The sequence below is a fragment of the Microcoleus sp. D3_18_C2 genome, from assembly GCF_036702395.1.
Classification (GTDB): Bacteria; Cyanobacteriota; Cyanobacteriia; order Cyanobacteriales; family Microcoleaceae; genus Microcoleus.
This window is the reverse complement of sequence record NZ_JAUBTG010000029.1, coordinates 48138-74594: the sequence shown is the minus strand read 5'-3', so window position 1 is coordinate 74594 and position 26457 is coordinate 48138. Positions and strand designations below refer to the sequence as shown.

The following is a 26457-nucleotide window of genomic DNA, read 5'->3' as shown; positions in this document are numbered from 1 at the left end:
TGTTGCTTGACCAGTTTTTGAACTAAGCTTTTACTGACGGAAAATATCGCTGCTGTTTTTCTGATCGACAGCTTCTGCTCGATATGGGCTGCTACTATTTTGGAGCGCAAATCTACTGAGTATGCTTTCATTGGTATATTATTTTTAGTCAATTCTATTGTACCTCATAACATCCGGAAGTGCTGTATATTGTATGTGAACATCGGTAGGGACAGGGAAATGCCTTGTCCGGCGCGGGGACGAGCACACGGAAATGCCGTGTCTCTACGGTTCGCTTTGACTTTTAATAATTTGGTATAAGATGAAAGATTGTAGAACCGATATCGCGTCTTCCTTGTGTAAGTTGTGTTTAAGTACAAAATGGTTTATAATACTTACCAGCGGTAAGAACTAGCTCCAAGTATTAACTGGGTTTTTCAACCTAAACTAATGTTATGTCCACTCTTTCTCTCAAGCACTTAGTGGCAAAACTTTCAAGAAAAGCAACGCTGCAAACTGTACTCATAGTTCCCTTTGTCTTGCAAGTATTTGCAGCGGTGGGTATTGTGGGATATTTATCATTTAGGAACTCTCAAAGAGCAGTGAATGACCTTGCGGCTCAATTGATGGGGGAGGTAAGCAATCGCATTGAGCAAAATTTGAGAACTTATCTGCAAACTCCGCACCAAATCAATCAAAGCAAGCTGGATGCGGTGAAACTGGGTTTTGTAAACATGAAAGACTTGTCAGCTTGGGAAAAGTATCTGTGGCGACAAGTGCAATTATATCCTTATATCAATTTTACGTCGATCGCTAATCAAGATGGAGAATATCGCACTGGCGAAAAGATGTCTAATGGCACTTTATTGATTAACGCATCGGGGCCTTCTACAAATTTTAATTTTTATTCTTACAATACTAATGATACGGGCGATCGCACGACAGTAGCCGCCTCCGTTAAAAAATTCGACATCCGACAGCACCCTTCCTACGCCTATGCGGCTCTAGAAGCCAAACCAACTTGGAGTTCAGTTTATATATCCTTCCTAGAACCCACCTTACTCCTCAGCGCGCTGCAACCAGTTTACAACAGCCAGAAACAGCTAGAAGGAGTATTAATTGCTGCTTTGCGTCTCGACAGTATCGGTCAATTTTTAAACAGCCTCAAAATAGGTAAATCTGGTCAAACTTTTATTATCGAAAGAAACGGCACGCTGCTGGCAACTTCCACAGCCGAAAAACCTTTCCGCACCCAAAACGGTCAAAAAGAACTGTTTAAAGTTACAGAAAGCAGCGACGCAGTAACGCAAACTACAGCTAAATATTTAGAAAGTCACTTTCAAAACTTGCACCAAATTACAAAATCGCAGCAAATAAATGTTGAAATCAACGGCCAGCAGAAATTTTTAAAAGTCCTGCCATTTCAAGACGACAAGGGTTTAGATTTGCTGATTGTCGTTGTCGTTCCCGAAGCCGACTTTATGGAACAAATTCATGCGGGCAACCGAACTACAGTGTTGCTATGTCTGGCAGCTTTGGGCATGGCAAGTGTGTTAGGAATTCTCACTTCTCGCTGGATTATCAAACCTCTTATAAAATTAAAAAATGCAGCAATAGCTTTATCTGAAGGACAATTTGACCAAACTGTCAAGCTCGATCGCTCCGACGAATTGGGCGTACTTGCCGCTGCTTTTAACAGCATGGCACAACAACTGCAAGCATCTTTTACTGCCTTAGAAACTAAAAATACCGAATTGCAGCGACTCGACAAACTGAAAGACGAATTTTTAGCCAATACTTCCCACGAACTCCGCACTCCGCTCAACGGCATTATTGGTATTGCAGAATCTTTAATAGACGGTGCTACCGGACAACTGCCAGAACCAACAAATTTTAACTTAGCTTTAATTTCATCATCGGGCAAAAGATTGTCTTCTTTAATTAACGATCTTCTGGACTTTTCTCAGCTAAAACACAAAACGATAGAACTGCAAATTAAGTCAGTCGGTATTCGAGAAATAGTCTCTGTAATTCTCACTTTGTCTCAGCCATTAGTAGGCAAAAAAAACTTGCAGTTGATTAACTCAGTCGCTCCTGAATTGCCGCCAATAGCAGCAGACGAGAATCGCTTGCAGCAAATACTTTACAACTTAATAGGCAATGCAATTAAATTTACCGAAAGCGGCAGAGTTGAAATTTCAGCAGAATTGGTAACGGGCAACGCACAATCACTGCCTAATTCCCAATTAGCGATTAGTGTATCTGACACCGGTATTGGCATCCCCGAAGATAAATTAGAACGAATTTTTGAATCCTTTGAACAAGCTGACGGTTCCACTGCTAGAGAATATGGCGGCACGGGTTTAGGGTTAACTGTTGCCAAGCAATTAGTGGAATTGCACGGAGGTAAAATTTCGGTATCTTCAACTGTAGGCGTCGGTTCCCAGTTCACCTTTACTTTGCCCGTATCTGAGAGTCAACCGGAATTTAGCAGCATACAGCCGCGTTTAACCGAGGGTTCTCCCATTTTTATCACTCCTGAACTAGCCCGCCAATCCTCTATAATAAATTCTCAGGTATCAGACAATAGCGAGTCGCTAGAAAGTGAAAAATTAAAAATTTTGGTAGTTGATGATGAGCCGATTAATATTCATGTCATCATCAACAGTCTTTCTCTAGCCAACTACGAAATTACTCAAGCGAGCAACGGCTTAGAAGCTTTAAATCTGATTGAATCAGGATTTAAGCCGGACTTAATTTTACTCGATGTAATGATGCCGCAGATGACGGGTTATGAAGTATGTCGAGAAGTCCGCAAAAAATACTCGCCTTTAGAAATGCCGATTCTGATGCTGACGGCAAAAAATCTAACTACTGACTTGGTAGAAGCTTTTAACTTAGAAGCCAATGATTATGTAACTAAACCTTTTATAAAAAAGGAATTGTTGGCGAGAATTAATACGCAAATTCGCCTAGCAAAACTGAATGCAGCCTACGGCAGGTTTGTGCCGCACGATTTTCTAAACTTGCTGGAAAAGCCGAGTATTATTGAAGTAAAATTAGGCGAACATCAGGAAAGAGATATGACAGTGCTGTTTGCTGATATTCGCTCGTTTACTGCGCTTTCCGAAAATATGACACCGGATGAAAATTTTACATTTATTAATACTTACTTGGGAAGGGTTAGCCCTGCAATTAGGAAAAATAACGGGTTTATTGACAAATACATTGGGGATGCAGTCATGGCACTGTTTCCTACATCCCCTGAAGATGGTGTGCGAGCAGCAATTGATATGCAGAAAGAAGTAAATCTCTATAACCAGCAGCGAGAAAAAAATGGCTTGTTTCCGATCGCGATCGGCGTCGGTTTGCACGCGGGCAATTTGATGTTGGGTACCATCGGCGAACGAGAACGGATGGAAAGTACGGTGATTGCTGATGCGGTGAATCTCGCGTCTCGTTTGGAAGGATTGACTAAGGTTTACGGCGCGGGCATTCTAGTTAGCGGTGCAATTATCGATCGCCTAGACGATCCAGAAAAATATAAGTACAGATTTGTCGATCGAGTAACGGTGAAAGGAAAGACAAATGCTGTGTCGGTGTTTGAAATTTACGATACAGAAACAGAGGAAAGCATTGTACTCAAGCAGCAAACGGCGGAGGTTTTTCAAGAAGCCCTCAATTTTTACTACGAGCAAAAATTTGTTGCCGCCCAAAAAGTATTTCAGAATATTTTACAAATCAATCCAGACGATCGGGTAGCAATGCTGTATTTCAAACGCTCTCGCAAGTATCGAATGTACGGTGCCCCGGAGGGGTGGTGTGGGGTGGAAACTTCGACAGAAAAATAGGGCGCACACTGCACGCCCTACTCTGTTTAACACATGGTTGCACAAACTTTAAAATATAGTTGTACAAACACCCAATTTATTCCAAGTTTTAGGGCCGACAATGCCATCAGCAACGATTTGTTGTTGGTTTTGAAAATTGATAACGGCTTGTTGGGTTTTCGGGCCGAATCCTCCATCAGTATTTAAAGAAAATCCCTTGGTGTTCAAGAGTCGCTGAAGGTAGCGAACGTCCTCATTTTGGGTGACACCATCGTTGCGTTTTAGTATGGGAAAATAACGGCAGGAAGGTAATTCAGTACGAATTGCGTTTGTGGTTTGCATGGTTTGATTCTCCATTGGTTGTTTGCAAGTTGTTTAAAAGTAGAGAAGTGGGGAAAAGATGTTAGTTAATAGTCCTGGATGCACTTTTAACGGGCATAAACGAGGTTTCGGCTTCGCTCAACCACCAGGTTTTTTAGCGTTTCTGGGGGCGAAAAAGAAGTATTGCAGTGAAACAACCCAGTTTCTTGCTACCCGTGCGCCTAGGATTAGTTAACTTGGATTTAACATCCGGGTTCACCTGTATAACAAGCGCCTAATAGACTCCAAGTTTGAGGGCCAACAATGCCATCAACAGCAATCTGATTTTCCTTTTGAAATCTGATGACTGCTTCTTCGGTTTTTGGGCCGAAGAATCCATCAGTTGCGACGGGATATCCGTTTTCAACTAAGGATTGTTGGAGATAGCGCACGTTTTGATTGGCAGTGGTACTATTATTTCGTTGCAGTGTGGGCAGTGAAGAGCAAAGAGGCAATTGAGCGTAAATTGAATTTGTGGTTTGCATGGTTTGATTGGGGATTAGTGGTTTGCAAGTTGTTTGAACTTGCTATTCCCCAGTTGTAGCTGTGGGGGGAAGTGCTTTAACAGTCGCTTTTTATAGTGACGCTTATTTGGGGTAGCTCAAATGAGTGACAGCCCGCTATCAAATCCGTTTTGTATAAAATAATTGTCAAAGGTAAACAGCAGCGAATTTCCATTTTTTATCAACTTTTAGCATCTTTGCCGGAAGCCCCACACCATACCTGTAGGGCTGTTGGTGTTGGGATGGATAGGCAGATTGACGTAGGGAAAGCGAGGCAATCAATCCTGTCACGGTGTAATCGCTCTACTCTTATATAAGCTGAGTAATGGTCTTTTCTATAGAGGAGGCAAAAATACTGTATTTAAAGCTAGTTAACCATGGGATCGAAAAGGGCGATCGAGAAAATTGGTTTGGGGTTGCGACTTTAACTTAGAAGTGATATCGTAGTATCGGTAGATAGTAGACTTCCGGCTGTCAAACAACTTGAGAATTGAATCAATAACAATTTCTGTAACTATCGGGTTAAAGTCGGAAATAAACTCGTCGGCGTTGAGATTTTCTCTAAAAAATTCCTTAGCTCGATCGCACTGATAGCGCATTTCGTCAAAGCCAACAATTTTTACCACAAACGTTGTCAGGGGCGAACTCTCCAAATCGGTATTAGAAGTGCTTTTAGCCCGCCCATTTTCTAATAAATTCAATACTTCCGCTTCTAAACTAATTTTAGGTTTATAAGGTTTCTCTATTTCTGGAAAAAAGCTTTCCAGGCGCACGCAGTTAGGAACTTGAGCCGGAATTCCTCCCATCATCATCGCCAGAGAAACCTCAATCCCCAAATCCGAAGAAAGAGCTTCTAGCAGGGCTAGGGCAGCCAGTTTGCACCCCAAATAAAGCTTCGCAATTTCGAGATTGTACTTAGCAGTAGTTTCCCAGCGCTGATAGGTGCGATCGTCTGGATATCCCTCAAACTGTCGGAAAATTATTTCTGGCTTGAGATAATTCAGAAAACCTTCCATCTTCACCAAAGCAACTCGGTAGTCGCGAACCGTGTAAAAACCCCAGCATATGAGATTGTGATTGGTTTCCGGCAGTAAATTCCAGGTATTTGCCAAAAAATGGGCTGAACTATGGTGAGCAAAACTCATCACATCCCGGTTAGAGATTCGCACAGCTTTTTTGACCGTTTCCCGCATTTCCTCGTCCGTTAAACTGAGGTTAAACAGGCTATTTATTGCTTGCAAGCGCTCATAAAGACGCTGGCTTACCGTTACTCCCGCATCGGCGGCACGAAACGGAATTGTTGCTTCAATGCAGCCGGCAATTTGAAGCAATTGCTCGCGTTTGAGAAATGGTTCTAGAGCTTTTGCTGCTACGACAGCGCTGAGAAATTCGTTTTGTCCAGCCAAAGGATTGAGGACTTCGCCCGGTACAAAATTGAATACCAGCATTACCATCTCGAAGGTAGCATCCGCAGGCAGTTCAGATTTATCCCGAATTTGTAGGTGTTGGTTAACCTCTTTTGCAACAGGAGTGATGTAGTAGCTGACGTTAAAGTTAATGCTGCGATCGACTTGTAGGTAGACGGTATCGTGAAATAAAGCTGCCAAAACCTCGATCGCATCTTCATCTCCCCCCACCTCAAAAATATGTTCGGGAGTGTGAAAAAACCGCCATGGCCCCATCATCGGCTGAACAATCAGTTCGGCAATCCGAGCGAGTTCACTTGGTTCGACTTTTGCTTCCAGGCGATCGATCGCCCAAATCAGCCTGTCTAAGCACTGTAAGTAGGCTTGTTTGCTATCCATCACAGTCTTTCCCAATAACATTACTGTCAGTCGATTTTAGATTTTAGATTTTAGATTTTCTCGACAGATGAATCTGGAAGCTGGAACCTTAGTCTAAAATTGTTAGATATCCACGACTGGAGTCCACGGCTTGTATCCGTTTTTGGGCGGGTCACGTCAGCCACCCGGCTGTTAGTTTGATTTTATCCTAGATGCGCCCCGGCTGTTTTTATTTGGGATTTATGAGATTTTGGTGGAATAATTTAGCTGCAATTTAGGAAGGAAATACTAACTAAAACTCAACTTAATTTCCGGTAGCTGACCTCCCCTGTTTTCCTAGTCTAATCAGCACAAAGTATGACAAGTAAATTACATAGATAGCTAAACCAATCATCCCCAACAATCCCAAAAATTGAGGGGTTGTATTAGGGTGAAACATTTGTTTGTAGAGCCAAGGTGGGTCTAACCAAATGCGGCAAAAAGGTTCGTCAATTACCTCAATTTGCGATTTAAAAGCACAGCTTAAGAAGGGAAGTTGAGCTAGAGCGCCCAAACCGCTGTAAACAGTAATCGCCCACCGCCAAGCTGTAAAAGCCAGTTTCAGGGGCGACTGCGGTCGATCGGCAATTTCTTCGTTTAAATCCTCCCAAAACCACAGACTAGCAGGAATTAATGCCCTCCCAATCACCGACGATACAAAGCTCACAGGCAGCGCAGCCATCATCAGGTAAAGTGTAATTGCCAGCAAACTCGCCACCCGCCAATAAATAATCGACAAACGGACGATCGCCTCAGCTTTTGCCACAACAGCCCAAATCAGCACTACCAGCGGGATCGAAATTGTTAATAACACAGACAACCGGTAATCCATCCACACTAGCGGTTGAAACCAAGGCCCGGTGGCTGCCAATAAAAGACTCAACATCTTTGGGAAAATATACTCACTTATTTGTCACAAATTTTACTACAAAAATGCTAAAAAATCAGCAACCAGAACACGGTCTTAATGTTTTAGTTACTGCTACATTTTCTAAGGTACTTGGCGCGCTTTGAAAGGTACTTGAGACACGATAGACGGCAATACGCTTGAGTTAAAACTGTTTATTCTTGAGATATCTCCTTCCCATCCTCGCCCCTTTTGGGGGACGCAAGAGCAAATTCTTGTCCCCCTTGGGGGGCGAGGGGGAAGCTGGCGGATTTGAACCGTATTGGGATAGAGGGCAAATCTCACCATTATTTCAAGGCTCAACCCCTAAAATAAAATTCTCCCGCGCCAAAAGTTAGATTTCGGCGCGGGAGGTTCGGCATAGAGCTAAATGGCTCGTTTATTCCTCGTAGATGCGGCACTCAGCAGCGTCAGGATTGTCGTCGCAAAATTTTTCAAAAGAATTCTTAGGTTTGACTTGCTTTTGGTGGGAAGCTTCTGCTTGCAGTTCTTCAACTGCGTCCCACGCCGCCGCGCATTCCCCGGAAGTTGCGCCCTTGAGGTCACAGACGGTACGAGCGCTTTCTAGTTCTTCTTCAATTTTCTCTTGGATGTTGACGGAGGGTGTTGTTGTCATAAAACTTGTTGGTAGGAAAGTGTAGGAGAATATGGTTGTCCCCGACCTATTTCTAGGTAATGTTAGCACGCGCCTTTGTTTAGTGAGCTTGTTCGGCTAACGGCACGTCCTTAACCCAAATAAAGATGTTTAACCGTTAACGACAGAGCAAGGGAGTAGCTAAGCAGTCGCTTGGTGTCATAACTCAAAAAACGTAGACTTCTAAAGTATACGGCGGGTCAACAGTGGTTTAAGTCTTAGGCTCGAAGCGAGCGTGTCTTTAGACCTGGGCCGTTGACCTTATTAAGTAAGAAAGGTTTTCTTTTTGGATGTTAGTTTGGGTGGGATTTGCTGTTTCGGTCTGGCGACTCCAGCTAATAATAGCTTGAGATGCGCTGCGGTTGCAGCAGCCCAGATAGAAACCATCCATAAGTACGATCGCAGTAGCCGTCTCTACTCCCTGCTTTACTAGCCCCTAGGCGGATTCTAGTCCACAGGCATCAATGTAGGTCGAGCCAACCTTACTTTTGATGAAAACATTACACGAGGTTGGTGTGTCAAACTGTATTGAGCTTTATCTTTTAAGATTTAGCTGAACACAGCATTTAACAGTTAACAGATTAAGGGGACTCTCATGTTAACTTATGTTAACACAAGAACGGCAATCGATGGGGAATCGATCGCCCAAGAATAGCGTCCCCCCAGTGGCCGGTTCCAGTTAGCCTAATGTATAGAAATAGTTTTATAGAGAAGTTTGCCTTATGTACACCCAAAACCAAATGCAATGGGTCAGCGCTTTATCAACCCGTCCCTCTTTGGAATCCGCCCTCAAAGAAGTTGTAGAACAAGCCGATCGCGACCTAGAAGGCCAGGCCGATTTAGCACTGATATTTATCTCGTCTGCCTTTGCCAGCGAGTATTCTCGGCTGATGCCTTTACTCCGAGAAATGCTGCCAGTACCCGCGATCCTGGGATGTGGCGGGGGAGGAGTCATCGGCACGAACCGGGGGGGCCTCACCGAAGAAGTCGAGGGATCTCCCGCAGTCAGCCTCAGTCTGGCGCGCTTGCCGGGAGTGAATGTCAGAACTTTTCATGTCGGTTCAGAAGAACTGCCCGACTTAGACAGTCCCCCGGATACTTGGGTGGATCTCTTGGGCGTGCCGGCCCAGGAAGAACCGCAGTTCATCATCTTGGCTGACCCCTTTTCCGCAAAAATTAACGATTTGCTCCAAGGGCTAGATTATGCCTATCCGGGCGCGGCGAAGGTAGGGGGACTAGCCGGGGGGGACGGTGCGGGCAGGGGCGCGGCGCTGTTTTGCGACTATCAGCTTCACCGAGAAGGGACGGTTGGGGTAGCTTTGAGCGGCAATATAGTTTTGGAAACGATCGTCGCTCAAGGCTGCAGGCCGATCGGGCATCCTTATCGGGTGACGGAAGGAGATCGCAATATTTTGCTGAAACTCGAAGAACAAACCGATGATATCGGCAGCGGGGGCATCGAGCGATCGCCCTTAGAGGCTTTGCGAGAGTTAGTTCAAACTTTGAGCGAAGAAGACCGAGAATTAGCCCAGCACTCGTTATTTGTAGGCTTAGTCAGCGATGAATTCAAGCTGAAATTAGAGCCGGGAGATTTTTTAATCCGCAATCTGTTGGGAGTAGATCCGAAAGTGGGGGCAATTGCGATCGGCGATCGAGTCCGTCCCGGACAGCGCATCCAATTTCACCTGCGGGACGCGCGCACCTCTGCAGAAGACCTAGAAATGCTGCTCGATCGCTATCAGCGGGCCGCCGAGTACAGTGGTACATCCAGCGTCGGCGCCTTGATGTTCTCTTGTCTGGGGCGCGGTGAAGGGCTTTACGGCGAATCGAACTTTGACTCCCGACTTTTTGGCCGATACCTCAAAAACATCCCCCTGGGCGGCTTTTTCTGCAACGGCGAAATCGGCCCCGTCGGCGGCAGCACATTTCTGCACGGCTACACCTCCGTATTCGGGATTTGCCGCCAAAATTCATAATTTGTCAACTGTTGACTGATGAGTGATGACTGTTGACTGATGACTGATGAGTGATGACTGATGACTGATGACTGTTAACAATCTAAAATCTAAAATCTAAAATCTAAAATCGCCTGATGACCAATAAATAAAAGCGGCAGTCGCCTGCCGCTTTTAGCTGTAACTAGATGTCTAGAAGCCTTAGAAACTAAAGGTTGTACGGAGGAGTCCGACCCAGATATCGTCGTTGTTGTTGTTGTGTTCGGGATTCAGAATCACGTAAACGCCCGGTGTCACTGAGATAAAGTCATTGACTTGGAAGCGATAGAAACCCTCTAAGTGATAAGAGGTGTTGCGATTTCTGGCGACATCACTCTCAGTAACTTTTGGCGGTACACCGAAGACAAAACCCAGGACGTTGCCTTGTCGGGCAAAATCTCCCAGGGCCACAGTGATAGCACCATTCTGGATGGTAGCGTCATTGTTGCCGCCCCGCAGTTGTTCAGCCTTCGTATAACCGTACCAACCGCCAATCTGAAAGCGACTGCTGGGTTTGAAGTTAACTTGCACCCCATAGTTATCTGATGCGGTGGGTGATTGATCGAAGGGCCGGTTAGCCAAAGAACTGCCGACGCCGCCCATGAGGCTAACATCGCCTGCCCGATTGTATTTCCGGGTGTAAGTCAAGCCCAAGTCAAACGGTCTGCTGAAAAAGCCGATCTGACCCAGAGCGCTGAAAGAACCGTCGAAAACGCCCCTGCCGTCTGCTGGGTTGGGAGCATCGCCGTCGGAGGCTAGATAGCCTGCGGTAGCTCGGAGGCTGCCCAAGTTGAAACTCACACTTGCGCCTGCTCCCTGCGGGCCGCGGAATACTGCCGGGTTGCGAACTCCAAATCTGGAAAGTGAACCCGAACTCGTAGAGTTACCAAAGGTAGAAGCCTGGTCTGCAATTTCATCGAGGTCAAGTCCTTTAGGACCGACAAAGACTGTAGCGCGACCGACCGGGAACCGATAGTACACTTCGTCTAGTGTGAATTGGCTGCCATCATCGCCGTCAAAAGCCAAGCGAGCCATGTTTGTACCGGTAGCGGTGGCTCTATCGTAGCGGGCGGTGTTGACTGCTTGCAAGCGGGTTCTGAGCAAGTCTCGACCGGTGAAGCTGGTGTTTAAGTTCAAGCGCACCCGGTAGCCGAAGTTGGTGACAGTGTCGTCGTCCTCAAGGCTGAGATCATCTCCGACGAAGGTGTCGCTGACTGCAAAAATGGCTTCTCCATTCAATTTGGTGGTGGTGGAGAACTGGTTGGCTTCGAGTTCTGCGGTGCGAGCTTCTAGGCCGTCTACTCGTCCGCGCAGGGTAGCGAGTTCGGCTGCAAATTCTTCTTGCAGGCGTTGCAGGATGGCTAAGTCGTCTCGGGTAACTAAGTTACCTGTTGACCCAATTAGTTGGGTTATCTGGTCTAAGCAAGCGTTGACGCCGGCTGCAAATTCGTAGCGAGTCAGGGCGCGGTTGCCGCGGAAGGTGCCGTCGGGATAACCTACGATACAACTGTAGCGTTCGACTAGGGATTGCAGGGCTTGGAATGCCCAATCTGTCGGGCGCACGTCGGAGAGCTGAGTGACTGATGTCACCTGGGACATGGTTCCCGACGGTTGGGCCGGCAGTGCTTGGGGAGCAACAGGGACGATGGGGCCGCCCATTCCTCCGGGTACTGTCTGAGCAATTTCTACCTTAGTAGCTGGGGTAGTAGCTGGGGTGCTGGCGACTGCTGGCACTTCAATTTTCCCAGCAACTTCTGTCTGGCTGATTTGCTCTGCCAAGTCTGATGCTTGGGGCGAGGGTTCGGCAGTGCCTGCTGCTGCTAGGGGTTCAGTCGCTGCTGCGCTGGCCGGAGCGATTGGGGCTGCTAACTCGATGTCGCTCCCTGTTGTTTGCAGTGCTGTTTGCAGTGCTGCGGCGCTGGTTTCTGGTTCGATTGAGGCGATTTTTTCAGCGTCTGCTTCCTTAACGACCGGGGTTGGGGCCGCTTCGAGGCTGCTGTTTAAAGCCAGGTTTTCTGGGGCAGCAGGGGCTGCTGCAACTGGTTCTGCAACTATTTCTCCAACTATTTCTGCAATTTTTGACTCAGATGACTGAGCTTTAGCTAGTTGGTTGGCTTCAGGGGTTGCGGTCGCTTCTGCGGCGATCGCAGTGGCACTCATGACTGATGATAGCCCCAGAATTGCCGGGGATACTAGCAGTAAATTCCAAAAAGTTCTGTTCATTTTCCTCACACCTTCACACTCTATTCAACTCGACGAGCAGCAATTCCCAACTGCTAATTTTTGTGGTTGCTTGCCTGTTGACAATAACTGCCAAAATAGAACCTATCCATAACTGTTGATTCACAGTAGGCGTGTCTACTTCTGCTTGAACGTAGGGGCTGGGCCCTTGTACCCCCAGGCATCAATTCAGGTCAAGCCCACATTACATTACAGTAGATTATACCATCACGTGCTAATTTCATCTCTCGATCGCCCGACTTGCTTGAATTGCTCTGCGGGCGATCGATAACTGGTTCGACGGGTTCAACCACAATCTGCCTGTAACTGACAACTGCCCAGAGTCCTCGGTTACGCCCGACTTAACAGACAGTTATAGGTAGGATTGTGGCTGCTTGTCGCATCCCTTATACAGCTTTATCTCCTATAATGTCAAGGTTTTTAACCTAAGTTTAAACCTCGCAACCCGGCAGGGGCTATTTTCCCGCCATGAGTGGGGAACTGAGACTTAAAGGCTGGTAGATTGACCCGATCCAAACCAAAGTTCAGGCTTGACCAATTTTGGTTTTTTGAGGCCCGCTGCCGTCGGGACTTGCCAGGACGATCGCCATTTTTGAGACGGCTCGTCGGCGGATTTAATTTCCCGCTACTTTAACACAACTTTTTTGTTATTTAAGTGCGACTGCAACTGGTGGTGCTTGACAATTCCCGCATCCAGGATACCCGCCACGTGATTCATTCCGAAAGCAGACTCAGGATCCAGAAATAAAAAACCTGTATCCGATAAAGGAACCCCCGAATTTATCTCGCGCAAGTCAATCTAAAATCTAAAATCTAAAATCGATTGACCCGCTGTTGGCGCAGGGAAAGCTCACTTGCTTGACCGATCGACTATGCCCGATATTCCTAGCGGTTTGAACGATGTTTTTGCCTAGGGACGATCGCAGGAGTTTAGTGCTAAGCTGGCTAAAATGCCAAACTCAAAAATAGAGCTGCTGTCAGAACAAAAAACCGAAACGCTGTGGGTGGGCAAGTTATACCATTTTCGATTTTCGATTTTCGATTAAAGAATTGGAAATAACTGATGACATACAAGTTGGAAACATCGGCATACACTTGCATTATTTTGGGTAACTGGTATTAGTAAAAAAGTGAGGTTTTATGGAAGATTTTGGTATTATTATTGCCTGCTGCGACCAAGATTATCTGTTTGCTAAGGGTTGCTGTGCTAGCATCCGCTATTTCCTGGGAGATGTGCCGATTTGTCTGTTGATTGACGGTACGTTTTCTGTGAGTGCTTTGGAAAAAGCCTATGGGGTGCGGGTTATCGATCGCACAACTGTTTCTGAAGAAGTTCTCAGGAAAAGAAGTTTTGGTTGGGGCAAAACTAAAATGATTGCTTTCTGGGAAAGTCCTTGGTCAAATTTTATGGTTTTGGATGCCGATACGATCGTCTGGGGCGATGTTCTCAAATTGGCTAACTTTCAAGAGTTTGATTTTATTGTAGACAAGCCTTGTTACGATTACCCGGATGCGGAGATTTCGGAATTTTTCTTTGACATTCCGGGCGTTGAGAAGCATTTCCCGAATTTTCGTTGGTCGGAATCGCGATCGAACTATTTCTGCACGGGTACTTTCTTTGCTAAGCGCGGCGTTTTTAGCTTGGAAGAATACGTAGAAATTTTAGATTTTACGGCGGCAAATCCGGGGATATTTAAGTACGGAGAAATGGGGTTTTTGAACTTTATGATTTTCCGGGCGGCCGGGGAAAATCGACTGCGGGTGCAGAATGTGGATATGCAGTTGTTGGTGCCGGATTTTGACCAAGATTTGCTGAGGAAGCAGTTTCCGGTTGAGTCAAGCGGGCCTGGGGGCGATCGCACTCAGGCGACGGTGATTCACTGGTGCGGGCCGAAGCCGACTTTATCTACTGGGAAAGTTTACTCGGAACCGATGAATTTTTGCCGCCGCAAGTGTGAGGAGGATGTTTGGAACCGCACGGGTTTGGCTGCCGAGATGTCGCTGCAAGTTGAGGATTTACAGCGATCGATCTACGTGTATAAGAATAAGTTTAAGAAGAAGTTTCGGCAGTTGGCGGGCAAGTAAGTAGGATTTTTTAACCGCAGATGTCAGCGGATGAACGGGGATGCACGCGGATTTGGGCTTACCCTTCGAGGGGTAAAGTTGGCCCGGCTGGGGGTAAAACTTGGCGGTGAACGCTTACTTTGTGGCTTTCCCGCTGAGTTTGCATTTCGACGGCGATCGCCTCAAATTCGACTTCCATGCAGCCGTAGGGAATCTCTAACTCGACACTTGCTCGCACATTTCCCAACCCGTTAGCTTTAAATTCGGTAATCCAGCGAGGCCCGTCGAGAATCAGGTAGGTTTGGCGATCGTACACCCAAACTTTCACATAAATCCGGGGCATTAATTCCGGGAGTTGCACTTGCACTTTTACAGCCTGGCCCGCGATGATTTCGGCCCGCGGCAATTCCAAAATCGGCATCGGTACTAACTCGTCTTCTGGCAAAACGTAGGGAGTTGGAGGAGTGTCTTCTGTGGCGACTATTCTGGTTTTTTGAGCAACTTGTTTCGGCTGCGGGGGTTCGTCAAAAACGACAAATTCTCTGGCTTCTGGGCTAGTAGATTTGGGATCGGAAATTGTTTCGCTGGTTTCGGGTTGCTGCTGGGTTGGGCTGCTTTCTTCCACAACGGCAATTTCGTCGCTGCTATTGGTGGCGGCTGTTGGATTTGGTGACAGGGTGGTTGCTTTCAGCCAGTCGGGGGATTCACCGTTGCTGGCTAGGGAACTCAGTCGCGACCAAAATCGACTTTCGACGTTTAAGGTTTGAAATGCCTGTTTTGTGGGTGCTGGCGCGGTTTCTGGGGCGGTTGTTTCTAATTCTGGGCTGTTTTCGGGTTTTTGGTCGATCGCTCCGATTTCGGCTGTTTGAGTGGGATTTGAGATGTCTGAGGGTTTGGTTTGTGGGTCGATCGACTCTGGGGCAGTTTGAGGCGAATCGGAGATTTCCGACAGCAATTGCGATCGGCTGCTGTCGGGGAGTTTGTTACCGAATGCGGGCAATTCTAGACCGCCTGCACTTGGGGTGTGACGCGAAGCCAGTAGAGGGGGTAGGGCTTCAGTGGTTGGGACTTCAGCAGGGGAGGGAGGGTCTAAGGATTTTTCTACTAGCTTGAGGAAGGATATATTTTTGGCGCTTCCAGACGGTTTTGAGGCTGTTGGGGAGGGTTCGGCTTGATGCTTTTCTTCGAGGAAATTGTCTTTAATTTCCTCTAGAAGGTGCTCTAAACGAGCTGTAATTGTGAATAGTTTGGTGGCTAGGGTGACGCCGCCGCTGCTGAGAATTGCTTCTCCTAAAATGAGGCGGCTTTTACACTCGGTTGGGATGTAGGTGACGCAGGCAAAGATGCAGGGGGGAACTTGTTCTGGCATTGGCTGCTGGATTTCTGCGAGAATTTTTGAGGTTTGGGGGTCGCGCAGGTAAATTTGCAGTTGTGCTGAACCGATGAGTTGTTTGAGTTCTAGCGCTTCGGAGTCGGGGATGAGAGTTGCTGTTTTTCTGCTTTGTTGGGGGTGTTGCGGGTTTTGGGGAATGTCGATTTTGCCGGAAATGATTAAGGGGCGACCGAGTTGGGTGACGAAGGTTTCTCGATCGAGGAGGAGTTCGAGTTGGACGCCCGGTTTTGGTTCGGGGGTTTGGGGAATAGGAAATTGGTAGATTTTGGTCTGCTGCGGTGCTGAATCGGCTGCTGGGATTTGGGTTGGTGCGGGGCGATCGACCGGGGAAGCGATTTGTGGGGCTGCGCGATCGATCGGTACTACGTTTTCTGAGTCTGCGGCGGAAGCTGGGGGTTCGAGGTCGATCGGCGGTAGCGGTTCGGAGGTTTCCGATTCTGCGGGCAATACTTCTAACTGAACGCCGTACTGCCAAGGTTTTAGTGGTGTTGCTTTGGGATCTGGCAAGCAGGATAGTTCCCACAGTCCGGGTTTGAGCCTGGTGTAGGGAATGATCACGACTAATCCTTCGGGGTTGGTGCGGGCCGATCGGCTTTGGACTTTCCGCTGCGCCCCTTGGTCGAAGGAGGTATGGGTAACGCGAATTTCGATGTCGGTGTTGGGGTGCTGAATGCGAGCAACCACGCGGTATTTACCTTCTAGAATTTCCACGTCGGAGGTTTCTAGGGGCAACCAGGCGCGATCGCCCTCTTTCTGTAGCAAAAATTCTAATTTTTTCATCTTTCTTTCCCCTTGAAGGCTCCCGCTTGATTCGTCACAGGTTGGTGGTGGTTTGTTGAGCGACAGCTACAGATATTAAATTACTTATGTTTTATAGCCTATCACCACTGTCGGTCAAGAGGCCCACTTACCAAGGACTGCCGATTATGCTGAATGCTGCCCAATAATAGGGATGGGATAAATCTTTGCTGTCGAGTTTGGGGATGGACGGGGGCAATGGAATGTCGCCTCGCGCACTTCGCAGTTGACCGCCTTCGATCGTCACTTTGCCTTCGATCGCAGCGATTTGTGCTTGCCGCATTGCTTCAGCTTTAATGATTGGAGGGTCGTTTGGCCTGCGGATTCTTAACTGCTGGTAAAACTCTGTCATCAGGGCGAGAGTCCCCGCATCGCTGACGTACCACAGGCTGGCGAGGGCTGATTTTGCTCCCGATTGCAGCGCTAAACCGGCAAATCCGAGTTCTGCTTCTTTGTCTCCCAAGGCGGTTCTGCAGGCGCTTAATACTAATAGTTCGAGGGGCGGATTGTTCCATTTTAAATCTCTCATTTGATCGAGACCGAGTTGGGTGTCCCAAAATTGAATGTAGGAGTTATTTGGGGTTCCTGGGCGGAATTCTGCGTGGGTGGCAAGGTGGATGATTCCGTATTTTTGTTGCAGTCGCTGGGATTGCAAGTTTACTAGGGTGAAGTCTTGGTTGAGAAAGGATTGACCGGGCCACTGTCGGGCGATCGCGCCGAGTTCTAATGGAACTGCTGGCAGCGGTTCTTTGTTCGCCGTTTCTGCGAAATCTGATGCTCCCATTGCTAGGACTTGCACGTTTCTGATGTCGGTGTAATTGCTGTCTGTGAGTTTGAAGGCGGGGATGCGGGCGAGGCTGTATTTTTGGATCAGAAATTGCTGTCCGTCGTGCATTGCTGCTAGGGGTACGGTTCGCAAACCTGCGCCGACGCAGAACAGCAATGTTTCAATTTTTGCTGTTTGCAAATCTGTTTCTAGGGGTGCAACTATCCATTTGTAGAGTTGTTGGGCTGGTTCTAGATAGGTGGTGGTGTTTAGTTTTACGGGGTTGGTGATTTCGCTACCGAATTCTTGGACTACTGAGAGCAGTTTCTCTTGTTTGGCTTCGGGGACGCTGCGGAGAATGGGCGGGCGATCGGGCAATATTAAGATTAATTCTAGTTGGTCGGTGCGGGGGATAGCGTAAATTAAAGCTGGTTTTTTCTTGGTTTGAACTGCTAGACGGGAGAGAGTTTTTGATATTGCTTCGGCCGTTTTCGCACGGGTTTCAAAGTCTTGTTCAAAGTATGTTTGATACTCTTCTTCCCAGCTTTCTTCGATTCTGGTTACGGCTTCGGTGAGGTTTCCCCGATCGAGCAAATTTCTCATTTCTTGCCCGCCCGGCCCGCCCTGGTCTGTGTTTTGGGCAATTGTAGCGAGGTTCGCGGTGCTCCAGCAGAAAAATATTGCTATCACACAGTAAAAAATAGCTTTTTTAATTTTTTTCTGAGTCGTGTGTTTTTGGCGTTGCTGCTGGGATTGGTACTGCATGATTTTGGGGCGGTTAATAGCGCCGTTGGCGGCAGCAGTTGGCAGACGTTGGGATGTGGGTGGGAATTTTGACCCCCTCGCATCCAGGATACAAGCCCCCTGATTCATCCGTCCAGAAATAAAAAACCTGTATCCGAGAAACTTCCCCCCCGAATTTATCCGTGGGGTGAATGCTTCATTCAATTCTTTAATCTAAAATCTAAAATCTAAAATCTAAAATCGATTGACTGTGCTGGCGATCGCCGCACGATTATAGCATTCAAGAGCAACCGCAAATATCTACCGTAGGGTGTGGATACCAGCAGCAACAGAGGCCGCACGCCAAGAAATTGACCATTTATGTAAAAGTTTGTAAATTATGCAGGGGTTTTGCATAAACAGGACTTACGCAAAAAACTGAGATGTTGCACCATTTTCAATAATCCTTTTATGAACAGGCTTTCCGGCCTGTTCCACAAAAAATTCATCTTTTGTGGAACGGGCCGAAGAGCCCGTTCTTAAGAATGGTGCAAGATGTGAGTTTAACCGGCATTAGCTATACGGGCGTCTTTGAATTTTTGCGACACATCCGCACTTCTCAGGTTGAATCGAGTTTTGTCTTGGTATTAAGTGAGGAATACCCTGCATCGATCGCCGATATATTGAGTTACCTCAGTAGATATATTCTCTGTATTTACTTATTTTAAAATAGTTATATTTTTCGCCCCAACTTACTTAAAGCTCGACTGGTTAATTGTTTGGTCTCGGATATCTGCCAGGTTATTTCGTACAATTCGTCGAGACTGCCTTTTGCCTAAGATTTTGCATGAAAATCTCCTAGTTTTTTAGAATCATTGGCGGCGGTTGCCAAGAATTGAGCAACATAAATAAAAACACTTAATTATTTAGAGAATTTTACGCTAGGCGGGCGATCGCTTTTTCCTTCTTTTCTCCTAAATAAGTAAAGCCTTCTTGCTTTTGTTATAGATTGTGTGCGATCGAACCAGATCAAGTGCGTTAGCGCAGCCCTCGAAGAGGATCGCGATCCGATTGGGGGATGTGTCTTAGTATTTCTTCACATATCCTGATTTCGGTCTATGATATATGCCTTATGGCGTATTTGTGTTTAAAGCCCGTTACCGCGTACCGCTGATGAGTCAATCAACCAATTCACCGCTATCCCAACCAGTTTCTCGAAGAACCGCCCTCAAATTCCTCGGAGTCGGTGCCGCAGGCGGGCTGCTGGGCTACTCTCGGTTTTCCAAGCCAGAGCCCGCCGTTTTTGTGCAAGATTCTCTTGACTTGCCGCGAATGCTGAATAACCGCAAAACCGTTGCAGTTGTAGGCGCAGGCTTAGCAGGGCTCGCCTGTGCTTACGAGCTATCCCAGCGAGGTTTCGCCGTAACATTGCTCGACAAATCGCCCCAACTCGGCGGTAAAATTGCTAGTTGGCCGATACAAGTCGGGAACGAAACTTTTATGATGGAACACGGTTTCCACGGTTTTTTTCCGCAATACTACAACCTCAAAAGTGTGGTTGAAGAACTAGAAATTACCGATAACTTTATATCTTTAGAATCCTACGCCGTTCTGTTTAGAGACGGCAAATACAAACCCGAAGTTTTCCGTCCCAACCATTCAGCTTTTCCCTGGAATATAGTTGACTTGGGGATATCTTCTCCCAATCGGCTCAAGTGGGGAATCAATCTTACAAAACCCGCTCACTGGCAAGTATTTCGAGAAATCGGCGGTTTTCAAACTCAAAAAAGTTTTGCTCGCCTCGACAATATATCAGTAGCCGACTGGGTAAAAGGTGAATTTCCGCGCGGACTTTATGACTTGTATTTTCTGCCTTTTGCCAAATCCAGCCTCAACGCTCCAGACGAATTGAGCGCGGGAGAATTAATGCAATTTTTTCACTTTTACTTTTTCGGAAATCCAGAGGGTTTAGCATTCAACGGTACGCGACAAGATATGGGTACGAGTTTGGTGCAGCCTATTGCCAGAGCAATTGAAAGCAAAGGCGGCAAAGTATTGACAGATGTCGCAGTCAGTGAAATTCGCTGGGAAAACGGCAAGATTGATTCTCTGAGTTATCAGTCAGGAGACGTGCAAAGTAAAATACCTTTTTGGGTGAAGCGAAACAGGCTATTAACTGATAGCAACTCTACCGAATATTTCGGCGCTGGGGACAGCGTATTTGCCGCCGCACCGTCGGGAAAAGAGGCAATTTCTCTGAGCTGCACTCACCAAGGCTGCACAGTTCAGAAACAAAACGACGGTCAATTTCACTGTCCTTGTCACGGGGCAGTTTTTGATGCCGAAGGGCGAGTTGTCAGCGGACCTGCTCAGCGGGATTTGCCTCGATTTAAGGTAGTTGATGAAAAAGCCGATGAGGTACAGTTGGTCTCCGCCGCGACCACTTCCAAGACGCAAAATTTGGGAGAAACATTGAAGGCTGATTATTATGTTTTGGCGGCCGATGTTCCGGGGATGCAGCATTTGTTTAGTTTGGCTAGCGGTGAGGTGAATTCGCAGGTGCAGAGTCGGATCGAGAGTTTGAAAATAGCCGATCCGTTTGCGGTGGGCCGTTTTTGGTTCGATCGCGAATTTCCCTGGGAACACAGCAATTTCAGTTCGCTTTCCGGCTACAAACTGACTGACAGCATTACGCTTTACCACCGAATTCAGGATCAGTTCATAGAGTGGAATCAGAAAACTGGCGGTAGTGTTGTGGAACTGCACGCTTATTGTTACAAGGAGAAAGAATTTCCGAATCAGGAAGTTTTGCTGGCGACTTTTGAGCAAGAATTGTACGAAATTGTACCGGAATTAAAAGAGGCAAATATGCTGCACCGGGAATTGGTAAATCAAAAGAATTTCTCTGGATATCCGCCCGGTAGTTATGCAGAAAGACCAGAAACTTGCTGCGCTGTTCCCAATCTTTTGTTTGCGGGAGATTGGGTAAAAATGCCGTTTCCGTGCGGTTTAATGGAAAGGGCAGTTAGCAGCGGTTTGTTGGCAGCTAATGCTATTTTATATCAGGAGGGTTTGCAGAGGCGAGCGCTCTTGACGGTGAATCCCGAAGGCGTGTTAAAAATCTAAGGTTTGCAGTGGGGCGGGCTTTATAAATCGTCAATCATCGGCTGGTATCCTCGGTGAAACCCGCCCCCAGCCCTACCATTTTAGATTTTAGATTTTAGATTTTAGATTTGAAGAAATGGGAATGACTGATCCAATAAGGGTTTAGAGGTTTCCTACAGTTGCATTCTTTTTTTAAGATTAGTTACGGTTTGCGGGGGTGGTTTCGCTGAGGGGAAAAGGCAGAGCTTGCGAACCAAAAAAATATCTGCGTTAAGCGGGGTGGATATGCGGTTAAAATATTATTGAATGAGTATAAAGCAATAATAAATGCTAAATAGTAACTGCAAAGTTCGCAATAAATCTGTAACGTTTGATGCTTTTGCAACAGAATACGATTTCGTGACCTCGTTGCAAAACCAGAACGATTTCTTTACTAACAACCTATCTGTCAGCAAAGGTGCAGTATTAGATATTGGCTGCGGTTCGGGAATTCTTGCTTTTGAATTAGCCCAGTATTACGATAATGTTGTAGCCGTCGATTTGTCAGCAAAAATGCTAGATATAGCGCGTCAAAAACGCTCAGCACCCAACATCGAGTACATCCAAATGGATGCCAGTCAATTAGCGCTCGATCGCCAATTTGATTTAATAGTTAGTTCTGCTACTTTTCACCACCTGCCCAACCTTCCCGCCGCCCTCAATGCCATTAAAAAAATGTTAAATTCGCACGGCAAAGTCGTCTTTTTAGATAATATTTCGGAAGTCGAAACACCTGCTACAATAGGCTACATATTAGGTGCAGCGAGAGATTTTAATCCCGACTGTTCCACCTACGGATTTCGCAATGCTTTAAGACTATTAAAATTTAGATTGTCGCCAGGGTGGTTGAAGCATTTAGCTAGCGATAGGTATTTGTCTGAACGGAGATTTAGAAAAATTTACGGTCGTTGCTTTCCGGGCTGTTATTTTGTAAAATTGGGTTGTTTTATGGGCGTAATTTGGGAATATTTGTAATGCAAAACAACGCGATAAAATCGGTAGCTGGAAAAGGGGAAAAAACTCACATCCGCCAGTTGGGCATTAATCTCGATCGCTGGTATGCGATCGCCCGCAGCAGCGAGGTGCAAACTCAGCCGCTAGCTGCGAAAATCTGGAATCGGGCGATCGTACTTTTCCGCGACAGTGCAGGCAAAATCAACGCTTTAGAAGATAGATGTCCGCACCGACAAGTTAAACTCAGCCACGGCAAAGTTAAAGGCGATTTAATCGAATGCGCTTACCACGGATGGCGGTTAAATGCAAGGGGAGAATGTGCCGAAGTCGATTATTTAGCAGAAAATCAAAAGCTACCTAACTGCAAAATTCGCTCCTATCTAGTCAAGGAAAAAAACGGTTTTATCTGGCTGTTTCCCGGCGACGAAACCCAAGCAGAAAAAACTCATTTACTGGATTTGCCAGAGTGGGAACATCTCAATTATATTGCCACTGTTTCAGTCATCGACTGTCAGGCACACTATTCATTTTTAATTGAAAACTTGATGGATATGTACCACGGGCACTTGCACGATGATTGGCAAGCTTGGGCAAATCCAGTGTTAGATACTTTAGAAGAAAACGAGCATCAAGTAACTGCTCGCTATCAGGCACAAAGTTATTACAAAATAGATAAAATTTGGTCAATTTCTCAGTTATTTTTTAAGTCTTTGCGCCGACTGCACCCGGAACCGCTAGAGGTGAGTTATGTTTACCCGCACTGGGTTTCAACTTTGGGAAGCGACTTTAAGATTTACTGCTTGGTTTGTCCGGTGAGCGAAACAGCAACTCGCGCTTATTTAATTCATTTTACCTCATTAAATGCGTTTTGGCGGCTGCACAAATTGCCTGTTTGGTTTCGCAGGTTTATCAAAGATAGTTGCTTCGGCGCGGCTCAAAAGTTATTAGATGGTTTGGTGCGGCAGGATGTGTTAATGATTGAAGAAGAACAGCAGGCTTTTTTGCAGAATTCAGAAAGAAAAAGTTATGAATTAAATCGGGCTTTAGCCAGCGTGCAAAAGTTGATAAGAAGTCAGGGGGAAAATGGGTAATTCAGCCGCAGATTGAAGCCTACAGCGGGACGAATGAAACCAGCCTGCACAAGCTAAGTTGAGAGTTCGCCTTTCCAAGCTTGAGCATGGTATTCTAGCAGCAAGGAAAATTGACTTTCGGGAAGCAATTACCAACCACACCTAACACAGGAACCAAGCATGAACCGTGTCAGCATCAAGGGTGAGGAACACCCCATTAGGAAAATCTTTAGCGATGACTTTATGTTTACCATTCCCCTCTACCAGCGTCCCTATGCTTGGACAAATGAGCAAGCTGGGGAACTGCTGGAAGACCTGCTAACATCATTGGGAGATGGTAACGACACGATTGATCAACTCAACCCGTACTTTCTAGGCAGCATTGTTTTGATCAAATCTGGGCCGCCAGAGGCTGAAATTGTAGATGGTCAGCAACGTCTAACAACTCTCACCATACTACTAGCTGCTCTCAGGGAATCATTGCCAACACAACACGCCAATGACTTGACCACTTATCTATACCAAAGAGGCAGCTTAATCGCGGGTATAGATAATCGTTACCGTCTGACTTTGCGCGAGCGAGATGCAGAATTTTTCAAGGAATATATTCAAAATGAAGGTGGTATTAACAAGCTCCAAAAATTAAACAATGCTGAGCTGATGGATACTCAGAAGCTTATTAAAGAAAATGCACATTTATTCTTGCAACGTTTGCAGACTATCGCTGAATCCCACCGTATACGTCTTGCCCAGTTCATCATTACCCAGTGCTTCTTGGTAGTGGTTTCTACGCCTGACTTTGACTCTGCTTATCGGATATTTTCTGTGTTGAACAACAGGGGATTGGATCTCTCCATAACTGATATCTTGAAAGCGGACATTATTGGAAAAATACCCGAAAGCCAACAAGAAAAATATACTAAAAAGTGGGAAGATACCGAGGAGGAGCTGGGACGCGAGTTATTCAAAGACTTGTTTTCTCATATTCGGATGATTAAAGAAAAGAAAAAACTTAGCAAGAGTATCCTTAAAGAGTTTCAGGAAAACATCAATCCTGCGGCAGGGTCTCAGCAATTCATTGATGAAATTTTAGCTCCTTATGCTAAGGCTTTTTCGGAAATTCACAACTCAACCTATGAAAGCGAGCGGCGTGCCGAGGAAATTAATCAACTATTTAAATGGTTAAACAAAATTGAGAATGTTGACTGGATACCGCCTGCCATTTTCTACCTATCGCGTAACCGTAATAACCCCGATAATTTGGTGCGTTTTTTTACAGATTTAGACCGCCTTGCGGCAGGTTTAATGATTGTCCGCGCCAATATTAATAAACGGATTGAACGTTACAGCAGATTGCTTACTGCTATTGAACAAGAGGAAGATTTATTCAATTCCAATTCACCGCTCCAGTTTACTCCTGAAGAGTCAAACAATATCCTTAGAGTCCTCGATAGTGACCTTTACCTAATCCAAAAAATTCGTCTTTATGTTTTGCTGCGCTTAGATGCTGCCCTGTCAGAAGGTGAAGCATCTTACAACTTCTCCAAAATTACTGTCGAGCACGTACTTCCCCAAAATCCAGGGGCTAATAGTGAGTGGATGAATTGGTTTCCTAGTCAGGAAGAGCGCGATCAATATGTACATCGTCTTGGCAACTTAGTTTTACTATCTGGTGCGAAAAACACTCAGGCAAAAAATTATGATTTTGATGTGAAAAAGCAGAAGTATTTCACTACTAAAACGGGCGTTTCACCCTGTGTGCTTACTACCCAAGTGCTGCGGGAACAGGAATGGACGCCAGAAGTAATCGCTCGACGGCAGAAAGAGCTGATTAATGTTCTCAAGAATCTTTGGCGCTTATAGGATAATTGAATTTGATATCAAATCGCTCTTATCTGTCCATCAGCACAAAACCATCTGCGTCCATCTGCGGTAAAAAAATCTAAATTCCGCCAGCACAAACTTTACTTTTTAGCCCGCTGCTGCTGGTAAACGCTGACAACTTTATCGGCATAAGTAGCAGTGGCGCCACTTTTGCAAGCTGCGGATTCGCCAGTCATCCACCAGCAAGCGGCGCGGCGTACAGCGGCTGTTTCATTGTTGCTGCTAGCTTTGTATTCGTCGCGCAGCAAATCGCCCACGATACAGGTAACAATTGATTTGGCTTTTGTCGCGTCAGCCTCAAATTGTTGCGGTGTTAAATCTTGTTTGGTACAGAATTTTGCCCAGCGGGAAATATTGTTCGGTAAAACTTGCCACTGACTGTACATTCCGTCATTTGCGGCTTGTGGCGGGGCGGCTTGTCGCAGCGCTTCTACGAGGGCGGAAACTTGCGCGTCGGTGACTGATTGCGCTGCTGCTGGAAGTGCTTGCAATCCGAGGCTAATTATCAGGCTGCCGAATAGTAGATTGGTTTTTGCGATCGATTTAAAATTCATTCACAATGCCCTGTTTGATTTAAAGTTTGTTTCCTCAAACAAGGTTTACTATTTTGTCGATCGAATACCTCTGTCTTAAGTATGATTTGCTTGTAGAATGGACTGTCGATCGCGCTTACGAGAGAAATTGCCGATCGACTGCGATAAAATTATGGAAGTACAACCAGCGAAATTCAATGAAAATGCCTACCAGCGATAGCTACCGCGAGTCCCTAATTGAATCTCTCAAAGATGCCGAACACGCTGGTGGTTTTATCGGGGCTATCTTAGAAGAAAAAGACCCTGAACCCGCACTCCTGAGAAATGCCATCAGAAAGGTAATTGAGGCTAAAATCAGGATGAATGCTCTTTCTGATTCAGCAAAAGAACATCACGAAAAACTCGATAAGATCCTGACTGAAAGCGGCGGTTTGGAAATTTACAGTTTGGTAGAATTGCTCGAAGCATTAGGATTTAAACTAGAAATTACTGTCGCAGATACTGAGTTGCCCGCTGACTCGAAATCAACGGATTTTGGGGAATCAGAATTATCCCCCGAACCAGCTAATTTCTAGCTGATTGTAGCCTTATTTCGATCGCAGTAAAGGTTAATCTAGATTATCGGTTGTGTGGGGGCGGGTTTATATAAATTGTTTGCGGGTATTAAATATTATTGGTGAACCCGCCCCTACAGACATTTGTAGGGGCGGGTTTTACCAACCATTTATGTTAGAAACCTACCATCTCCAAAACCCGCCCCCACAAGGCGACAAATATTTCATTTCGATCGCAGTAAAGGTTAATCTAGATTATCGGTTGTGTGGGGGCGGGTTTATATAAATTGTTTGCGGGTATTA

General features: G+C 46.1%; 19 protein-coding genes. 10 read left to right on the top strand and 9 right to left on the bottom strand.

The annotated features are described in order from the left end of the window. Nucleotides 1–434: 434 nt before the first annotated feature. Nucleotides 435–3830 carry an ATP-binding protein gene (locus QUA88_RS17930; protein WP_333057935.1) on the top strand — a complete coding sequence of 1132 codons (3396 nt, stop codon included), beginning with the start codon at nucleotides 435–437 and terminating at the stop codon, nucleotides 3828–3830. 48 nt (nucleotides 3831–3878) lie between these two features. Here the strand turns inward: QUA88_RS17930 and QUA88_RS17925 are convergent, their stop codons facing one another. The 5 genes from QUA88_RS17925 to QUA88_RS17905 form a co-directional block, all read right to left on the bottom strand. Further along, entirely contained in the window at nucleotides 3879–4151 is a 273-nt protein-coding gene (locus QUA88_RS17925; RefSeq protein ID WP_333057934.1) for a peptidoglycan-binding domain-containing protein, read from the bottom strand. 221 nt (nucleotides 4152–4372) lie between these two features. Beyond that, nucleotides 4373–4654: a peptidoglycan-binding domain-containing protein gene (locus QUA88_RS17920; RefSeq protein ID WP_333057933.1), complete on the bottom strand. Its 282-nt coding sequence runs from the start codon at nucleotides 4652–4654 to the stop codon at nucleotides 4373–4375. A 389-nt stretch (nucleotides 4655–5043) separates the two neighbouring features. Beyond that, nucleotides 5044–6498 carry a hypothetical protein gene (locus QUA88_RS17915; protein WP_333057932.1) on the bottom strand — a complete coding sequence of 485 codons (1455 nt, stop codon included), beginning with the start codon at nucleotides 6496–6498 and terminating at the stop codon, nucleotides 5044–5046. A gap of 262 nt (nucleotides 6499–6760) precedes the next feature. Beyond that, on the bottom strand, nucleotides 6761–7381 hold the full coding sequence (locus QUA88_RS17910; protein WP_333057931.1) for a DUF3177 family protein: 621 nt from the start codon (nucleotides 7379–7381) through the stop codon (nucleotides 6761–6763). A gap of 400 nt (nucleotides 7382–7781) precedes the next feature. After that, complete coding sequence (locus tag QUA88_RS17905; RefSeq protein WP_333057930.1) at nucleotides 7782–8018, bottom strand: Calvin cycle protein CP12; 237 nt, start codon at nucleotides 8016–8018, stop codon at nucleotides 7782–7784. A gap of 304 nt (nucleotides 8019–8322) precedes the next feature. On the opposite strand from QUA88_RS17905, the gene QUA88_RS17900 reads away from it, so the two are divergent. Further along, nucleotides 8323–8469, top strand: coding sequence for a hypothetical protein (locus tag QUA88_RS17900; RefSeq protein WP_333272959.1), 147 nt, complete (start codon nucleotides 8323–8325; stop codon nucleotides 8467–8469). A gap of 289 nt (nucleotides 8470–8758) precedes the next feature. Further along, nucleotides 8759–10012, top strand: coding sequence for an FIST N-terminal domain-containing protein (locus QUA88_RS17895; protein WP_333057929.1), 1254 nt, complete (start codon nucleotides 8759–8761; stop codon nucleotides 10010–10012). Between the two features lie 180 nt (nucleotides 10013–10192). Here the strand turns inward: QUA88_RS17895 and QUA88_RS17890 are convergent, their stop codons facing one another. Further along, nucleotides 10193–12253, bottom strand: coding sequence for an iron uptake porin (locus QUA88_RS17890; protein WP_333272956.1), 2061 nt, complete (start codon nucleotides 12251–12253; stop codon nucleotides 10193–10195). Nucleotides 12254–13411: 1158 nt separating this feature from the next. Between QUA88_RS17890 and QUA88_RS17885 the strand changes: the two genes are divergently transcribed. Beyond that, nucleotides 13412–14356 (top strand): hypothetical protein, encoded by a 945-nt coding sequence (locus QUA88_RS17885; protein ID WP_333057926.1) that lies wholly within the window; start codon nucleotides 13412–13414, stop codon nucleotides 14354–14356. Between the two features lie 58 nt (nucleotides 14357–14414). On the opposite strand, the gene QUA88_RS17880 is transcribed toward QUA88_RS17885, so the two are convergent. Together QUA88_RS17880 and QUA88_RS17875 are read right to left on the bottom strand one after the other, a co-directional pair. After that, on the bottom strand, nucleotides 14415–16508 hold the full coding sequence (locus tag QUA88_RS17880) for a hypothetical protein (protein ID WP_333210272.1): 2094 nt from the start codon (nucleotides 16506–16508) through the stop codon (nucleotides 14415–14417). Nucleotides 16509–16635: 127 nt separating this feature from the next. Continuing rightward, the gene (locus QUA88_RS17875; protein ID WP_333057924.1) at nucleotides 16636–18165 is read right to left on the bottom strand and encodes a CHAT domain-containing protein; all 1530 of its coding nucleotides are present in this window, start codon (nucleotides 18163–18165) and stop codon (nucleotides 16636–16638) included. A gap of 395 nt (nucleotides 18166–18560) precedes the next feature. On the opposite strand from QUA88_RS17875, the gene QUA88_RS17870 reads away from it, so the two are divergent. From QUA88_RS17870 to QUA88_RS17850, 5 genes are all read left to right on the top strand, one after another. Further along, complete coding sequence (locus QUA88_RS17870) at nucleotides 18561–18743, top strand: hypothetical protein (RefSeq protein WP_333057923.1); 183 nt, start codon at nucleotides 18561–18563, stop codon at nucleotides 18741–18743. A 445-nt stretch (nucleotides 18744–19188) separates the two neighbouring features. Continuing rightward, complete coding sequence (locus tag QUA88_RS17865; RefSeq protein WP_333057936.1) at nucleotides 19189–21141, top strand: FAD-dependent oxidoreductase; 1953 nt, start codon at nucleotides 19189–19191, stop codon at nucleotides 21139–21141. 306 nt (nucleotides 21142–21447) lie between these two features. Next, nucleotides 21448–22134, top strand: a complete 687-nt coding sequence (locus tag QUA88_RS17860) for a class I SAM-dependent methyltransferase (RefSeq protein WP_333259450.1) — start codon at nucleotides 21448–21450, stop codon at nucleotides 22132–22134. After that, a complete protein-coding gene (locus tag QUA88_RS17855; RefSeq protein ID WP_333057921.1) occupies nucleotides 22134–23204 on the top strand; it encodes an aromatic ring-hydroxylating dioxygenase subunit alpha in 1071 nt (356 codons plus the stop codon). The genes QUA88_RS17860 and QUA88_RS17855 overlap by 1 nt, the downstream gene beginning before the upstream one ends. A 159-nt stretch (nucleotides 23205–23363) precedes the next feature. After that, nucleotides 23364–25046, top strand: coding sequence for a DUF262 domain-containing HNH endonuclease family protein (locus tag QUA88_RS17850; RefSeq protein WP_333057920.1), 1683 nt, complete (start codon nucleotides 23364–23366; stop codon nucleotides 25044–25046). Between the two features lie 101 nt (nucleotides 25047–25147). Here the strand turns inward: QUA88_RS17850 and QUA88_RS17845 are convergent, their stop codons facing one another. Then, nucleotides 25148–25621 (bottom strand): hypothetical protein, encoded by a 474-nt coding sequence (locus QUA88_RS17845; protein ID WP_333057919.1) that lies wholly within the window; start codon nucleotides 25619–25621, stop codon nucleotides 25148–25150. 53 nt (nucleotides 25622–25674) lie between these two features. Between QUA88_RS17845 and QUA88_RS17840 the strand changes: the two genes are divergently transcribed. Beyond that, complete coding sequence (locus QUA88_RS17840) at nucleotides 25675–26175, top strand: transcriptional regulator (RefSeq protein ID WP_333272949.1); 501 nt, start codon at nucleotides 25675–25677, stop codon at nucleotides 26173–26175. The last annotated feature ends 282 nt before the right edge of the window (nucleotides 26176–26457 follow it).

Excerpts from the sequence above, each read along its gene's own strand:
- QUA88_RS17930 (WP_333057935.1), top strand. The coding sequence starts at position 435 with ATGTCCACTCTTTCTCTCAAGCACTTAGTGGCAAAACTTTCAAGAAAA.
- QUA88_RS17925 (WP_333057934.1), bottom strand. The coding sequence starts at position 4,151 with ATGCAAACCACAAACGCAATTCGTACTGAATTACCTTCCTGCCGTTAT.
- QUA88_RS17920 (WP_333057933.1), bottom strand. The coding sequence starts at position 4,654 with ATGCAAACCACAAATTCAATTTACGCTCAATTGCCTCTTTGCTCTTCA.
- QUA88_RS17915 (WP_333057932.1), bottom strand. The coding sequence starts at position 6,498 with ATGTTATTGGGAAAGACTGTGATGGATAGCAAACAAGCCTACTTACAG.
- QUA88_RS17910 (WP_333057931.1), bottom strand. The coding sequence starts at position 7,381 with ATGTTGAGTCTTTTATTGGCAGCCACCGGGCCTTGGTTTCAACCGCTA.
- QUA88_RS17905 (WP_333057930.1), bottom strand. The coding sequence starts at position 8,018 with ATGACAACAACACCCTCCGTCAACATCCAAGAGAAAATTGAAGAAGAA.
- QUA88_RS17895 (WP_333057929.1), top strand. The coding sequence starts at position 8,759 with ATGTACACCCAAAACCAAATGCAATGGGTCAGCGCTTTATCAACCCGT.
- QUA88_RS17890 (WP_333272956.1), bottom strand. The coding sequence starts at position 12,253 with ATGAACAGAACTTTTTGGAATTTACTGCTAGTATCCCCGGCAATTCTG.
- QUA88_RS17885 (WP_333057926.1), top strand. The coding sequence starts at position 13,412 with ATGGAAGATTTTGGTATTATTATTGCCTGCTGCGACCAAGATTATCTG.
- QUA88_RS17880 (WP_333210272.1), bottom strand. The coding sequence starts at position 16,508 with ATGAAAAAATTAGAATTTTTGCTACAGAAAGAGGGCGATCGCGCCTGG.
- QUA88_RS17875 (WP_333057924.1), bottom strand. The coding sequence starts at position 18,165 with ATGAATCAGGGGGCTTGTATCCTGGATGCGAGGGGGTCAAAATTCCCA.
- QUA88_RS17870 (WP_333057923.1), top strand. The coding sequence starts at position 18,561 with ATGGTGCAAGATGTGAGTTTAACCGGCATTAGCTATACGGGCGTCTTT.
- QUA88_RS17865 (WP_333057936.1), top strand. The coding sequence starts at position 19,189 with ATGAGTCAATCAACCAATTCACCGCTATCCCAACCAGTTTCTCGAAGA.
- QUA88_RS17860 (WP_333259450.1), top strand. The coding sequence starts at position 21,448 with ATGCTAAATAGTAACTGCAAAGTTCGCAATAAATCTGTAACGTTTGAT.
- QUA88_RS17855 (WP_333057921.1), top strand. The coding sequence starts at position 22,134 with ATGCAAAACAACGCGATAAAATCGGTAGCTGGAAAAGGGGAAAAAACT.
- QUA88_RS17850 (WP_333057920.1), top strand. The coding sequence starts at position 23,364 with ATGAACCGTGTCAGCATCAAGGGTGAGGAACACCCCATTAGGAAAATC.
- QUA88_RS17845 (WP_333057919.1), bottom strand. The coding sequence starts at position 25,621 with ATGAATTTTAAATCGATCGCAAAAACCAATCTACTATTCGGCAGCCTG.